Origin of the sequence: Leisingera daeponensis DSM 23529 (assembly GCF_000473145.1) — a bacterium.
Lineage (GTDB): Bacteria > Pseudomonadota > Alphaproteobacteria > Rhodobacterales > Rhodobacteraceae > Leisingera > Leisingera daeponensis.
On sequence record NZ_KI421500.1, the window covers coordinates 2,339,366 to 2,352,489 of the forward strand.

General features: G+C 64.8%; 13 protein-coding genes. 3 read left to right on the plus strand and 10 right to left on the minus strand.

The window, feature by feature from the left end; translation table 11 throughout:
- Window positions 1–13: 13 nt before the first annotated feature.
- From DAEP_RS0111875 to DAEP_RS0111885, 3 genes are all read right to left on the minus strand, one after another.
- On the minus strand, window positions 14–340 hold the full coding sequence (locus DAEP_RS0111875; protein ID WP_008557633.1) for a YgdI/YgdR family lipoprotein: 327 nt from the start codon (window positions 338–340) through the stop codon (window positions 14–16).
- A 133-nt stretch (window positions 341–473) separates the two neighbouring features.
- Window positions 474–1,025, minus strand: a complete 552-nt coding sequence (rsmD, locus tag DAEP_RS0111880; protein WP_027244816.1) for a 16S rRNA (guanine(966)-N(2))-methyltransferase RsmD — start codon at window positions 1,023–1,025, stop codon at window positions 474–476.
- Window positions 1,022–2,233 (minus strand): NAD(P)/FAD-dependent oxidoreductase, encoded by a 1,212-nt coding sequence (locus DAEP_RS0111885; protein WP_027244817.1) that lies wholly within the window; start codon window positions 2,231–2,233, stop codon window positions 1,022–1,024. The genes rsmD and DAEP_RS0111885 overlap by 4 nt, the downstream gene beginning before the upstream one ends.
- A gap of 95 nt (window positions 2,234–2,328) precedes the next feature.
- Between DAEP_RS0111885 and DAEP_RS0111890 the strand changes: the two genes are divergently transcribed.
- Window positions 2,329–2,817 (plus strand): peroxiredoxin, encoded by a 489-nt coding sequence (locus DAEP_RS0111890; protein ID WP_008554589.1) that lies wholly within the window; start codon window positions 2,329–2,331, stop codon window positions 2,815–2,817.
- 149 nt (window positions 2,818–2,966) lie between these two features.
- Here the strand turns inward: DAEP_RS0111890 and DAEP_RS0111895 are convergent, their stop codons facing one another.
- From DAEP_RS0111895 to DAEP_RS0111920, 6 genes are all read right to left on the minus strand, one after another.
- Window positions 2,967–3,275, minus strand: coding sequence for a 4a-hydroxytetrahydrobiopterin dehydratase (locus DAEP_RS0111895; protein WP_008555268.1), 309 nt, complete (start codon window positions 3,273–3,275; stop codon window positions 2,967–2,969).
- The gene (locus tag DAEP_RS0111900) at window positions 3,272–4,459 is read right to left on the minus strand and encodes a GNAT family N-acetyltransferase (RefSeq protein ID WP_027244818.1); all 1,188 of its coding nucleotides are present in this window, start codon (window positions 4,457–4,459) and stop codon (window positions 3,272–3,274) included. The genes DAEP_RS0111895 and DAEP_RS0111900 overlap by 4 nt, the downstream gene beginning before the upstream one ends.
- A gap of 48 nt (window positions 4,460–4,507) precedes the next feature.
- Window positions 4,508–5,281, minus strand: coding sequence for a glycerophosphodiester phosphodiesterase family protein (locus tag DAEP_RS0111905; RefSeq protein ID WP_027244819.1), 774 nt, complete (start codon window positions 5,279–5,281; stop codon window positions 4,508–4,510).
- Complete coding sequence (locus tag DAEP_RS0111910) at window positions 5,278–5,736, minus strand: RidA family protein (RefSeq protein ID WP_027244820.1); 459 nt, start codon at window positions 5,734–5,736, stop codon at window positions 5,278–5,280. Before DAEP_RS0111910 ends, DAEP_RS0111905 begins: the two co-directional genes overlap by 4 nt.
- 159 nt (window positions 5,737–5,895) lie before the next feature.
- The gene (locus DAEP_RS0111915) at window positions 5,896–7,200 is read right to left on the minus strand and encodes an HlyD family type I secretion periplasmic adaptor subunit (RefSeq protein WP_008557492.1); all 1,305 of its coding nucleotides are present in this window, start codon (window positions 7,198–7,200) and stop codon (window positions 5,896–5,898) included.
- Window positions 7,197–8,930, minus strand: a complete 1,734-nt coding sequence (locus tag DAEP_RS0111920) for a type I secretion system permease/ATPase (RefSeq protein WP_027244821.1) — start codon at window positions 8,928–8,930, stop codon at window positions 7,197–7,199. The genes DAEP_RS0111915 and DAEP_RS0111920 overlap by 4 nt, the downstream gene beginning before the upstream one ends.
- Before the next feature lie 179 nt (window positions 8,931–9,109).
- On the opposite strand from DAEP_RS0111920, the gene DAEP_RS0111925 reads away from it, so the two are divergent.
- Window positions 9,110–9,871, plus strand: a complete 762-nt coding sequence (locus DAEP_RS0111925; RefSeq protein ID WP_008555814.1) for an MlaA family lipoprotein — start codon at window positions 9,110–9,112, stop codon at window positions 9,869–9,871.
- 2 nt (window positions 9,872–9,873) lie between these two features.
- The gene (locus DAEP_RS0111930) at window positions 9,874–10,461 is read left to right on the plus strand and encodes an MlaC/ttg2D family ABC transporter substrate-binding protein (RefSeq protein ID WP_027244822.1); all 588 of its coding nucleotides are present in this window, start codon (window positions 9,874–9,876) and stop codon (window positions 10,459–10,461) included.
- A 284-nt stretch (window positions 10,462–10,745) separates the two neighbouring features.
- Here the strand turns inward: DAEP_RS0111930 and DAEP_RS0111935 are convergent, their stop codons facing one another.
- Window positions 10,746–12,959: a transglycosylase domain-containing protein gene (locus DAEP_RS0111935; RefSeq protein ID WP_008555324.1), complete on the minus strand. Its 2,214-nt coding sequence runs from the start codon at window positions 12,957–12,959 to the stop codon at window positions 10,746–10,748.
- Window positions 12,960–13,124 lie beyond the last annotated feature (165 nt).

Genomic DNA, 13,124 nt, shown 5'->3' on the forward strand with positions numbered 1-13,124 from the left:
GGTCTTGATAAACTCAGAACTTGCAGCGCTTTTTCTTGGCCAGAGCGACCAGAACTTCATGGCGCTTGTTTGCCGCGTTCATGGCCTCGTTTGCGTTGGAGTAATTGCCGATGACCGCCGGCCAGAAGAGGATCGCCGCCGCCACATTGGCGCCCGATGCGGTCTTGCCTTTCTTGGCCTCGGCGCGGATCTCGTCCAGCTGACCCATCTGGGTCTTGATCTCGTCGCAGGTCAGCGAAGCGTCGTCGATATTGTTGGTGGTGACGACCTCAGGAGACACGCAGCCAGCCAGGAACAGCGAACCAGCGGCCAGCAGGCCAAGGATTTTTGCAGTTTTCATATGAAACCCTTTGAAACCGCCAGAATTGACGGAAATTTGATTGAAATCACGGGGTCGTTACATCCAGAGGATTATTTTTGCAAATAGAAAATCAATTAATCGGAGAAACTGCCCGTTCGGGTCCGCACCTGTTTTATTGCCGCCACATCAGCGAGATATGGGTATCACCGTATTTGCGGCTGTCGTGCAGTTCGAACCCTTCGGGGGCGGCCATCGGCGCGCTTTCTTCCCAGACCACCAAAGCATCCTCCGCCACCCAGCCGCCAGTTACGGCAGCGGCAAGGGCCTTTTCTCCCAGCGCCTTGCCATAGGGCGGATCGAGAAAGATCAGGTCAAACGGGGGCTCCGGGTTCTGCCCCAGCTTCAGCGCATCGCGGCGCAACAGGGTGCAGCGGTCCTCCGCCCGGCAGATGGCGATGTTCTTGCGGATCAAACCGGTGGAGACGCGGCCGTCATCCACGAACACCACTTCTGCCGCACCGCGTGACAGCGCCTCAAGCCCCAGTGCGCCGGTGCCTGCGAACAGGTCCAGCACCCGGGCGCCGGGGATGGCGCCGGTGTGCATCAGCACGTTGAACAGGCTTTCGCGCACGCGGTCGGTGGTGGGGCGCAGATGCGCGCCTGCATCCCCCTTGCCCACCGCGGCCAGCGCGCGGCCGCGGAATTCTCCTGCGATGATCCTCACGCCTTCAGCAGCGGCTTCAGATCGGCGGAGGGATCGGCGACCACGGTTTTGTCTGCGGTCTTGCCCATGTCGATCAGCCGCTTGCCCACCATATAGGCGCGCGGATCGTTCATCGCGTCGACCGCCACCAGCCGGTCGCCGGCATAGTACCAGAACGAGACCTGCCGGCCGTCGCCCTGACGGGTGACGACATTGTCATAGCCGGTGTTCAGACCCGCGATCTGGAGCTTGACGTCGTATTGATCCGACCAGAACCAGGGCTGCGCGACATAGTCTTTGTCCGCGCCCAGCATGTTCTGCGCCACGACCTCAGCCTGGTCGATGGCGTTGGGCACGCTTTCCAGACGGATACGACTGCCCTGGAACGGGAAGGAGGCGCAGTCGCCCGCCGCCCAGATGGACGCATCCGAGGTGCGCCCCTTGGCGTCCGTCTTGATGCCGTTGTCCAGCTCCAGCCCGGCCATCTCTGCCAGTTGCGACGACGGGGTGATGCCAACGCCAACCACAACAAAATCCACGTCCAGCACCTCGCCGCCGCTCAGCACCGCGCGGGTGACCTGGCCGTTCTCGCCTTCCAGCCGCTCCAGGCCGACGCCTTCGCGGATATCGACACCGTGGGAGGTATGCAGGTTGCGGAAGAAATCCGACGTCTCCGGCGCTGCGACACGCTGCAGGATGCGGTCCGCCAGCTCGACCAGCGTCACCTGCACACCGCGCTTGGCGCAGACTGCTGCCGCCTCCAGCCCGATATAGCCGCCGCCGACGATCAGCGCGCGCTTGCCTTCGGTGACGTGCGGCGCCATCGCGTCGACGTCGGTCAGGCCGCGCACCACAAAGACGCCGTCCAGATCACCGCCGATTGCGGCCGGCAGGCGGCGCGGGTCGGAGCCGGTGGTCAGCGCCAGCTGGTCATAGGAAATCACTTCATCCCCCAGCGAAACGGTTTTGGCTGCCGGATCAATCGCGGTGACGCGCTGCCCCAGTTTCAAGGTGATGTTGTTTTCGGCATAAAAGCTTTCGGGACGCAGGAACAGCCGCTCCACCTCCATCTCGCCCAGCAGATAGGCCTTGGACAGGGGCGGCCGCTGATAGGGCAGCGCTTCTTCCGCGCCGATCAGGGTAATCTCCCCCTCAAACCCGTCTTTGCGCAGCTTTGCCACCAGCGAGGCCCCCGCCTGCCCCGCTCCAATCACGACGATATGGGACATCTCTGCTTGCCTCCCGCAATAGTTCCCGTCACGCTTCCAACGGACCCTATATACCGGGGGTCCCAAAACGCAATCACGAGAAAGAGGAACGTGCAATGATTTCTGTTGGAGACCAGCTGCCCGACGCCGTGCTGACGCGGATCGGAGACGACGGGCCGGAGCAAGTTCAGCTGTCAAGCAAGCTGAAGGGGCGGAAAGTGGTGATCTTTGCGGTTCCCGGCGCGTTTACCAGCACCTGCCATTCGGCCCATGTGCCCAGCTTCATCCGCACCAAGGACCAGTTTGCCGCCAAGGGCGTTGACGAAATCATCTGCCTGGCCGGCAACGACCCGTTCGTCATGTCGATCTGGGGCGACAACACCGGCGCCACCGAGGCCGGGATCACCATGCTGTCCGACGCCGAATGCACCTTTACCGAATCGATCGGCATGCGTTTCGACGCGCCTCCGGCCGGTTTGATCGGCCGCTCGATGCGCTATGCGATGCTGGTGGAGGATGGCGAAGTGAAAATCCTCAACAAGGAAGACAACCCCGGCCAGTGCGAGCTGTCGGCAGGCGAAGGTCTGCTGGAATCAATGGGCTAAGGTCTTGATGTCTGCGGCTGCCAGTGCTGGCGGCCGCAGGCGCAAACCCTTAACAAACCTTAAAAAATCAGGTCAGCAGCTCTGCCGCAATGTTTCGCGCGCGAAACATTTGGACAGTGTTTCTGACCTTTTTTATCAGGCCCTGCGGCTCACATCTGCGGCTCGCCGTACAGGCCGTCCATCTTGCGCGCCAGCTTGGCGTCCTGGGAGCTGATCCCATCCACGTCATGCGTGGTCAGCACCACTGTCACCTTGTTGTAGACATTGCTCCACTCGGGATGGTGGTTCCATTTCTCCGCCCAGATCGCGGCACGGGTCATCCAGCCGAAGGCATCGGCGAAATTGCTGAACTTGAAGGTCTTGGTGATGGCATCGCGGCCCTCCACCATTTCCCAGCCGGTGGCGAACAGCGGCTCCAGCAGCGGGCCGCGGGTGGCGTCGGACAGTTTTTCCGTCATTCTTGCTCCTCCACATGCGCTTTGCGGAACGGGCCGTAATCGGTCAGGATTTCGATTTCTTCCTCGGTGGCGGCCCGTTCAGCCTCAAGGTAGCGTCCGACAGCCCCGGCAAACCCGGGATCGCCGATCCAGTGCAAGCTATAGGTCTGGCACGGTAAATAGCCGCGCGCCAGCTTGTGCTCACCCTGCGCGCCGGCTTCGATCCGGTCAAGCCCCAGGGCGATGGCCAACTCTATGGCCTGATAATAGCACAGTTCGAAATGCAGGCACGGGTGGTGCTCGACGCAGCCCCAGTAACGCCCGTAAAGCGTATCCCGGCCTACGAAATTCAACGCGCCGGCCACATAGCGCCCGTTGCGCCACGCCAGAATCAGCGCCATGTCCTGCGCCAGCGTGCGGTGCGCGATATCGAAGAACTGCCGGGTCAGATACGGCGAGCCCCATTTGCGCGCGCCGGTATCCTGGTAGAACTCCCAGAAGGCGTCCCAATGCTCAGGGCGCAGGCTGCTGCCCTGAAAGACCTGGATTTCGCCGCCAAAGCATTGCGCCTGCATCCGTTCCTTTCGGATGTTCTTGCGTTTGCGCGACGACAGCGCCCGCATGAAATCCTCGAAATCGCCATAGCCCTGGTTCTGCCAGTGGAACTGCTGGGTGGTGCGCAGCATCAGCCCCATTTCCTCGCCCAGCCGCGCCTCGTCCGCGGTGCAGAAGGTCACATGCAGCGACGACAGGTTGTTGTCCGCCGCCAGCTGCACCGCGCCCTGCAGCAGCGCCGAATGGCCGATGCCGTCAAAGCCGGGGCGCACCAGGAACCGCCGCCCGGTTACCGGCGTGAAAGGCACCGCGATCTGCAGCTTGGGGTAATAATGCCCGCCCGCCTGCTCATAGGCGTGGGCCCAGTTGTGGTCAAAGATGTACTCGCCCTGGCTGTGACCCTTGGCGTAAAGCGGCGCGCAGGCGATCAGGCGGCCGTTTTGATAGGCGGTCAGATACTGCGGCTGCCAGCCTGTGCCCGGCCCGACAGAGCCGCTGTCCTCCAGCGCGCTCAGAAACCTGTGGGTGGTAAAAGGGTCGTGCGGACGGCCCCCGTCTCCCGCTTCGGGACAGGCGCAGGCATCCCACTCCGCCGCCGCGATCTGCGACAGCGACGCCAGCACCCGGATTTCGATTTGCGCCTGCGACATGCCTTTCCTCCGCACCACTTCTCAGATGTGGGGTGCGGTCCAGCCTGATCAAGATGTTAGCGGCGGCAGGTACTGTTCAAAGGTCACATTGACAGCAAAGGCGCGGGCCGCGGCCTCCTGCGCCGGGGAGGTGACGGTCCAGCACAGCACCGGCACCCCTTCGTTGCGCAGCGCCTGCACCCGCGGCCGGGCCAGATCGCCGGCCTCGTGGCTGATAAAGCTTGAGCCGGTGCGTTCAAAATCCGGAATCGCGCGCAGGTCGTCGCAGACCGCCCGGGGCAGTTCCGGCCAGTCCGCCGGATCATAGGCGCTGGTGGTCAGGCCGCGCGGACGCTCCGGCGCCAGGCGGGCCAGTTCGGCGACCATATGCGGGTTGAACGACATCAGCGCCACCGGCCCGCTGTAGCCGTCCAGCGCCTTGGCCGCGGCCCGCTCCAGCGCGCCATCGGTGATGCCCATTCCGCCGTGCTGGTCCTTCAGCTCGATCAGCAGCGGCACCTGGCCGCCCACCAGCTCCAGAATTTCATCCAGACCCGGAATGCCCTCGCCATCGCCGCCCTTCAGCGGGATGGCGCGCAGCTCGGCGCAGGTGCGTGCCCGGACCGGGCCGCTGGCGTCCGCCAGCCGGTCCAGCACGCCATCGTGAAAGACCATGGCGCATCCGTCGCTGGACAGCTGCAGGTCGATCTCGATGCCATAGCCCGCGGCAATCGCGGCGCGGACCGCCGCGCGGCTGTTTTCCGGCCGCCCGTCCGCCGCATCGTGCAAGGCCCGGTGGGCCAGCGGCACGCTCAGGAAGCTTGCAGGCAGGTCAGGTCTCATTTGATCTGGAAGACGCCGTCGATTTCGACCGCAACGCCCAGCGGCAGCGAGGGCGCGCTGACCGCGGAGCGCGCGTGGCGGCCAATCTCGCCCAGCGCTTCGACCAGGAAATCGGAGGCGCCGTTCACCACCTGCGGCTGCTGGGTGAAGTCCGCGGTGGAGCTGACAAAGGCCCCCAGCTTGACGACGCGGACCAGCCGCTCCAGATCGCCGCCGCAAGCCGCCTTCAGCTGCGCCAGCAGCGCAATGGCGCAGCGCTTGGCCGCGGCCTTGCCGGCCTCCACATCCATGTCTTTGCCCAGGGTGCCGGTGATCAGCCCGTTTTCGTCGGACGGGATCTGGCCAGAGATATAGACCATATCGCCCGCGACCACATACGGCACATAGTTGGCGGCCGGAGCCGGCGCGTCCGGCAGGGTCACCCCCAGCTCTTTCAGTTTCGCTTCGATGCTCATGGCCCTTTTCCTCCGAGTCTTTGCTGGCCGGGACGCTACCCGGCGCGGCGGCTTTCGGAAAGAGCAAATGCGAAGCCCCCGCGCCGCTTTCCGCCCTTCGGATGCAGCAGGCGGGGGAGCCGGTTTCATGCAATGAACCCGGCCCGTTTCCGGCCGCCGTCAGCTTTCGCGGAAGGCTTTCACGAAATAGTCGGACAGCGGCTTGACCAGATAGGCCAAGGGCGAGCGGTCAGCCGTGCGGATGTAGCTTTCCACCGGCATCCCCGGGATCAGCACCGTGCCCTCGGGCAAGCGTTCGCGCTCGCCGGGGTCAAGTTCGATCTCGGCGCGGTAGTACGACACCCCGCTGCCCTGATCCTCAAACGCATCCGCCGAGACCTGGGTCACATGGCCGAACAGCTCCGGCGTGCTGCGCTGGTCGAGGGCGGAGAAGCGCAGGGTCACTTCCTGGCCAGTATAAAGCTGATCGATATCGGTCGGCGCAACCTGCGCCGCAATCACCAGCGGCCGGTCCTGCGGGACCAGGTAAAGCACCGGATCCGCCGGGCGGATCACCGAGCGCGGCGTCTGCACCTGCATCCCGTAGACGATCCCCGACACGGGCGCGGTGATATCCAGCCGCTCCAGCCGCTGCCGCAGCGAGCGGCGCGTTTCGGCCAGTTCCACCTCCTGCGTGCGCAGGTCGCGCAGGCGGGTGATGGCCTCCTCGCGCTGGCCGGTGGCCAGTTTCAGGATCTCGATGTCGATTTCGGTGATCCGTCCCTCGGCCTGCGCCTCCGCCGCCACCAGCTCGCCCAGCTGGCCTTCCAGATTGGCCTGGGTGCGGCGCAGGTTCAGCACCGTCGCCGCCTGCGCCAGGCCCCGGTCGAGCAGCGATTGCTGGTTGCTCAGTTCCTCATTGATCAGCTCCAGCTGAACTTTCATCGATTGCTGCTGCGCCTGGATGCCGCGGATCTGCTCTTCGATCTGCACCCGGCGCTTTTCCAGCTGCTCGATTTCGCGGGCGGTGGTGGCCCTGCGGGCCTGGAACAGGCGCTGCTGGCCCTCCACCAGATCCTGCACGTCCGGCTGAGTTTCAACCGCTTCCAGCAACTCCTCATCAAAGGTGATGTCCGCCGCCTCGTCCCGCTCTGCCTCCAGCCGGCCGCGGCGCGCCATCAGCTCAAACAACTGGCCTTCAGTGATCACCAGCTGCGAGGTCAGTTCATTGGCGTCGAGCCGGATCAGCGTGTCGCCCTCCTGCACGGTGTCGCCCTCATCCACCAGGATTTCCGCGACGATGCCGCCGTCCAGATGCTGCACAACCTGACGGTTGCGGTCGACCTCGATGCGGCCAGATGCCACCACCGCGCCGGAAATCGACGACAGCACCGACCAGGAGCCAAAGCCGCCCACCAGCACCAGAAGCGTGATCAGACCGATAATCAGCGGCCGCTGCGCGGACCAGTTGCCATCGCCGCTCATCGCACGCCTCCTGCACCGGTGGCCTGACGGATGTTCTGATGGTTCGCAACCATTTCCTGCAGCACCTTGTCCTTGGGCCCGAAGGCCGTCTGGGTTCCCTTGTCGATCACCAGCAGCATGTCGCATTCCTGAATCGCCGCTGGGCGGTGCGCCATGATCAGCACCGAGCGTCCCTCCGCCTTGATCTGCTTGATCGCCTGGTTGAGCGCGATCGAGCCTTCGTTGTCGAGATTCGAGTTCGGCTCATCCAGGATCACGATCACTGGATCGTCAAACAGCGCCCGCGCCAGCCCGACCCGCTGCATCTGGCCGCCCGACAGCCTCCCGCCGGAGGCCGTCACCCGCGTGTCATAGCCTTCGGGCAGCTTCAGGATCATTTCATGCGCAGCCGCCTTGCGGGCGGCCTCCACCACCTTTTCGGCGTCTGGCTGCTGGCTCAGGCGGGCGATGTTCTGGGCGATGGTGCCGTCAAAAACCTGCACCCGTTGCGGCAGATACCCGATGTGGCCGCCCAGCACGTCCGGCGCGTATTGATCGAGCGAGGCGCCATCCAGCCGCACCGATCCCGCCGCAGGCCGCCACACACCGGTGAGCGAGCGCGCCAGGGTGGACTTGCCGGAGCCGGAGGGGCCGATCACCCCGATTGCCTGGCCCGGCTGCACCCGGAAATTCACATTGCGCAGCAGCGGCGCGTTGCTGCCCGGCGGCACCACCGCCAGCCCCTGCACCTCCAAAAGGGCCTTGGGCTTGGGCAGCGCGGTGCGCGAGGCCTCCTCCGGCACCTTGTCCAAGAGCTCGGCCAGGCTGTGCCAGCCTTTCAGCGCCCGCTGCACCATCGGCCATTGCCCCAGGCCCAGTTCGATGGGTGCCAGCGCCCGGCCCATCAGGATCGAGCCCGCAATCATCGCGCCCGGCGTCACCTCGCCCTGCAGCACCAGATAAGCACCCAGGCCCAGCATCGCCGACTGCAGGAACAGCCGCAGCGTCTTGGTCAGCGTGGTGAAGCCGCCGCCGGTGTCATTGGCCGTGACGCTGTCGGCCAACGCCGCGTCACGGGCCTGTTTCCAGCGTTCGAAGGAGGCGCCGCGCATGCCCATCGACTGGATCATCTCCGCCTCGTTGCGGATCTCCTCGGACATCAGGTTGGCCTTGTGGCCGGTCATGTTGGCCTTCTGCATCGGCAGCCGGGTGAACAGCTGGTTGAGGACAGCAATGATCACCAGCACCGCGCCGCCCGCCAGCGCCAGCAGGCCCAGCCAGGGATGGAACAGGGCAATGCCCGCCAGAAACACCGGCGTCCAGGGCAGGTCGAAGGCGGCGGTCAGCACCGGCGAGGCAATCAGCCGCTGCACCGATTCCAGATCGCTGAGGCCGGTCTGCGCGGCCGGGTCCTGCGCCACGGCGGAGCGGCGGATCATCGCGTCGAACACCCGCTTGTCCAGCGCCGCCTGGAACCGCGCCCCCACCCGTGCCATGATCCGGCCGCGGGCGTAATCCAGCAGCCCCATCATGCCATAGAGGAACACCACCAGCAGCGACAGCGCCAGCAGCGTCGCCTCGGAGCGGCTGCCCAGCACCCGGTCATAGACCTGCATCATGTAAAGGGGGCCGGTCAGCATCAGCAGGTTCACGAAAAAACTGAAGACCCCGGTGAACCAGTACAGGCCCCGGCTCTGCCGCCGCACGGCGCGCAGCTCCTCATAACCATTCTTATAAACGCTTTTACTCATGGGCAGACTGCACTAGTGGTTCCTTGGGTTCGGGTCAGGGCTGGGTTGCATCATGGCCTGGGTTGTATCAGTTGTGACACAAGCAGGTAAAAAAATGCAATCAGACTGGAAAACGGCGGGAGAACCCTTATGTGCCCTCCGAACGCGCCGGCGCCAGTTTCAATTGGACACTTAACCGAATGGCCTACATGTTGCGACCGCATAAATTTCTATTTGCGCTGATTTTTGCCGCCTTTGCCGCGGGCTGCGCCAGCCAGGATCCGGTCGCACGGGCCTCCGGCGAAGTGTTCGACCCTTACGAGAAAACCAACCGCACCGTTCACGCCTTCAACCGCGGCGTGGACCGTCTGGCGTTCCGGCCTGCGTCCAAGGGCTATGTGGCGATCGTGCCCCCGCCGATGGTGACCAGCTTTTCCTATTTTGCCGAGAACCTGTCGATGCCGGGGCAAATGATCAACGCGCTGCTGCAGGGCGACCTGAAGATGGCCGGCAATGCGTTTTCGCGCTTCGTGATCAACTCGACTGTGGGCTTTGCCGGTCTCGCCGACCCGGCCAGCGAATTTAACGTGCCGCCGGTCGATACCGATTTCGGCGAGACGCTGCATGTTTGGGGCGTGGGCGAAGGCGCCTATGTCGAGCTGCCGTTCTTTGGCCCCTCCACCTCCCGCGATGCCGCGGGGATCGCCGTGGATTTCTTCACCAACCCGCTGGGCTATGTCGAGCAGAATACTGCCGACAACATTAGCATCTATGCGGAGATCGTGCGCCGTATGGGCGATCGTGGCAACTATTCCGACACGATCGATTCGATTCTCTACGAGAGCGCCGACAGCTATGCGCAATCGCGGCTGATCTACCTGCAGAACCGCCGGTTCGAGCTGGGCGAGGGCGAAGAGATCACCGAAATCGACCCGTTCGACCTGAACACCGAAGGATTCTGAAAATGGACCGCCGCAAATTTATCATTGGTGCCGGCGCCGTGCTGGCCACTGCGCCGCAAGCCCTGTGGGCGCTGAACGAAAACAGCGCCAGCTCGCTGATCAACAGCCTGGTGACCGACATCAACCGGGTGATCGCCTCCGGCAAGGGCGAGAGCGCGATGTACCGCGACTTTGAGCAGATCTTCCAGCGCTACAGCGACACCTCTTATATCGCCGCCTACGCACTGGGTGCGGACGGGCGCCGGGCGTCCTCCGCCCAGAAACGGGCGTTCTCCCAGGCCTTCCAGGGCTACATCTCGCGCAAATACGGCAAACGCTTCCGCGAGTTCATCGGCGGCAAGCTGGAGGTGACCGGCGTCAAGAAGGTGAAGAAATGGTATGAGGTGAGCACCATTGCCTACCTCAAGGGCCAGTCGCCGTTTGAGGTGACGTTCCTGGTGTCGGACCGCTCGGGCCGCGACCTGTTCTTCAATATGTTCGTGGAGGGCGTGAACCTGCTGCTGACGGAGCGCACCGAGATCGGCGCGATCCTGGACAGCAAGCGGGGCGACATCGACGCGCTGATTGCCGAGCTGCACCGGCTGAGCTGAGCCCGCCCGGCATCCGGATCTGAAAAGGCTCCCTGCGGGGGGCCTTTTCTTTGGCCTGCGAGCGGCACCGGGGCGCGTGCGGTTGCACCTCCAGCGCGGCCCTCCCGCCCGTCGCGGCAGCATTAAAGATGCCTTGCTCCCGTTGGGCCGGGCGCCCTGCCCCGCGGGCAGGGCGTGCGCCGCGCCCCGAGGGGGCGCGGCGCCGGACCCAACTGGCGATGCCCCCCGCAGGGGGGCCTATGCCAGGCGGGAGCGCCTACGAAAGGACTGCCACAGCGCCCGCGTCAGTTGCCCAGAATGTCACGCAGGATATTGTCGACCGCGCGGCCCAGTTCCTTGCCAAGGTTCGGCCCCTGGCGGCGGCGGCGCTCGCGCTGGACCTGTTGCGGCGGCGGGGCGATCGGGGCGGGTTCCAGCATCGGCAGCGGCTTGGGCTCCAGCCCTTCATGCACGCGCACCATGGTTTCCCTCCAGATCTCGGCCGGCAGGCCGCCGCCGGTCACGCCGGACAGCGGCGTGTTGTCGTCATAGCCCATCCAGACACCCGCCACGTAATCCGCGGTAAAGCCGATGAACCAGGCGTCCTTGGCGGCAGAGGTGGTGCCCGACTTGCCCGCCGCCTGCCAGCCCGGGATCTGCGCCCGCGTGCCAGTGCCGCCGGCGATCACCTTCTCCATCATCCAGACCAGCTGCTGCGCCGCCTCGGTGCGGATCACCCGCTCGCCGATGCCGCCGCTTGCGCCCATCAAGGGCGCGTTGTCCTCGACCAGCTTCAGCTCGGTCACCCCGTAAGGCGTCACCGAGGAGCCGCCGTTGAGGATGCCGGCATAAGCCCCGGTCATCTCCAGCAGGCTGGCTTCGGAGGCGCCGAGCGCCAGCGCGGGCCCAGCCGCCAGGTCGCTGTCGATACCAAAATCCCGGGCCACCCGGCTCACCTTGTCGCGGCCCACCGCCTCGGAAATCTTGACCGCCGGCACGTTCAGCGAATCCCGCAGCGCGCGCGCCAGCGTCACCTCGCCATAGAACTTGCGGGTATAGTTTTCCGGGCACCACTGGCCGGAGCCGGGAATGCTCATGCAGTATTTTGCATCCAGCACCCTGTCATAAGGGGAATAGCCCAGCTCAAGTGCTGTGGCATAGACAAAGGGCTTGAAGGCTGAGCCGGTCTGCCGCTTGGCCTGGGTCGCGCGGTTGAACACGCCTGAGACGCGGGTCTTGCGGCCGCCCACCATGGCGCGCACGGCGCCGTCGGCGCTCATCACCACAATCGCAGCCTGCGCCTTGGAGCCTTCTCGGACCTTGTTCTCAAAGATGTATTTCAGCGCGCCCTCTGCCGCGGCCTGCAGCCGCTGGTCCAGGGTCGAGCGGATCACCACGTCCTCGGTGGTCTGATCGCCCAGGAAATCCGGGATGGTATCCATGACCCAGTCGGCAAAATACCCGCCAGCCCGCGCCGCAGCAGCTTCGCTCAGCTCTGCCGGGTTGTCCTGGTTGCGCTTCATCTCCGCCGTGGTCAGATACCCCTGCTCCTGCATCAGCCGCAGCACGGTCGCGGCCCGGTCCTGCGAGCGCTGCAGGCTGTTGGTCGGCGCCAGCGTCGAGGGTGCCGTCAGCAGCCCGGCCAGCATCGCGCCCTCAGCCGGGTTCAGCTGGTTAGCGGATTTTCCGAAATAGCGCTGCGCCGCGGCCTCGGCGCCATAGGCGCCGCCGCCCATATAGGCGCGGTTCATGTAGATCGAGAGGATTTCATCCTTGGTGTACTTGGCCTCCAGCGCCAGGGCAAAGACCGCTTCGGTTGCCTTGCGCCACAGCGAGCTTTTGCGGCAGTCGGCCTCATAGGCGCTTTCACTTTTCCACTCCGCCGGATCGTACATGCGGCCCAGGCACAAGAGCTTGGCGGTCTGCTGGGTGATGGTGGAGCCGCCATGGCCGGACAGCGGCCCGCGCCCCTCGCTCAGGTTGATGCGCACGGCGCTGGCCACGCCCCGGGGCGAGATGCCGAAATGGCGGTAAAACCGCTTGTCCTCGGTCGCGACAATCGCGTTCTTCAGATGCGGCGAGACGGTGTCCGCCGTCACCACGCCGCCGAACTGGTCGCCGCGCCAGGCAAACACCTCGCCCTCGCGGTCCAGCAGCGTGACCGAGCCGCGCGCGCGCCCGTCCAGATAGGCGGAAACATCCGGCAGCTTCACATACTGAAAGGCCACCGCCAGGCCGACCAGCAGGCAGACCACCATGCCGATGCGCCAGGTGAACCCCCAGGCCAGCCGGAACGCCCAGGCAAAGGGCGCCAGCAGCAGACCGATGACGCCCTTTTTCCTGGGCGCGGGCCTTGGGCGCGTCTTCTTGCGGAAGAGCAGCCCGAACAGCCCGGATTTCTTTGTCTTGCGCGCGGATGTCTTGCGCGCAGACGTTTTGGCGGCAGAGGGTTTCCCCTTGCCGCCTGCGTTATAGCGTTTTTCTGCCACCAGAGGCTTGCGCCCGGATCCTTGAGCCATCGTCATTTCCTGCCCGGTTTGCCCGATTGCCGCGACAATACTCTGCCTGACGCGGTTTGTAGAGGGGCAGAATCCGGACCTTTCCCCCTTTGCCAGATGGCCGGTTTTTAGGCGAAGCGGGCAAAAGGCGCAAAATTATTGTGCGCTCGCAGAAAGACGCGCGGA

Bases quoted from the DNA above. Each gene is read 5' to 3' on its own strand.
- DAEP_RS0111875 (WP_008557633.1), bottom strand. From the start codon at position 340: ATGAAAACTGCAAAAATCCTTGGCCTGCTGGCCGCTGGTTCGCTGTTC.
- DAEP_RS0111885 (WP_027244817.1), bottom strand. From the start codon at position 2,233: ATGTCCCATATCGTCGTGATTGGAGCGGGGCAGGCGGGGGCCTCGCTG.
- DAEP_RS0111890 (WP_008554589.1), top strand. From the start codon at position 2,329: ATGATTTCTGTTGGAGACCAGCTGCCCGACGCCGTGCTGACGCGGATC.
- DAEP_RS0111895 (WP_008555268.1), bottom strand. From the start codon at position 3,275: ATGACGGAAAAACTGTCCGACGCCACCCGCGGCCCGCTGCTGGAGCCG.
- DAEP_RS0111900 (WP_027244818.1), bottom strand. From the start codon at position 4,459: ATGTCGCAGGCGCAAATCGAAATCCGGGTGCTGGCGTCGCTGTCGCAG.
- DAEP_RS0111905 (WP_027244819.1), bottom strand. From the start codon at position 5,281: ATGAGACCTGACCTGCCTGCAAGCTTCCTGAGCGTGCCGCTGGCCCAC.
- DAEP_RS0111910 (WP_027244820.1), bottom strand. From the start codon at position 5,736: ATGAGCATCGAAGCGAAACTGAAAGAGCTGGGGGTGACCCTGCCGGAC.
- DAEP_RS0111915 (WP_008557492.1), bottom strand. From the start codon at position 7,200: ATGAGCGGCGATGGCAACTGGTCCGCGCAGCGGCCGCTGATTATCGGT.
- DAEP_RS0111920 (WP_027244821.1), bottom strand. From the start codon at position 8,930: ATGAGTAAAAGCGTTTATAAGAATGGTTATGAGGAGCTGCGCGCCGTG.
- DAEP_RS0111925 (WP_008555814.1), top strand. From the start codon at position 9,110: ATGGCCTACATGTTGCGACCGCATAAATTTCTATTTGCGCTGATTTTT.
- DAEP_RS0111930 (WP_027244822.1), top strand. From the start codon at position 9,874: ATGGACCGCCGCAAATTTATCATTGGTGCCGGCGCCGTGCTGGCCACT.
- DAEP_RS0111935 (WP_008555324.1), bottom strand. From the start codon at position 12,959: ATGGCTCAAGGATCCGGGCGCAAGCCTCTGGTGGCAGAAAAACGCTAT.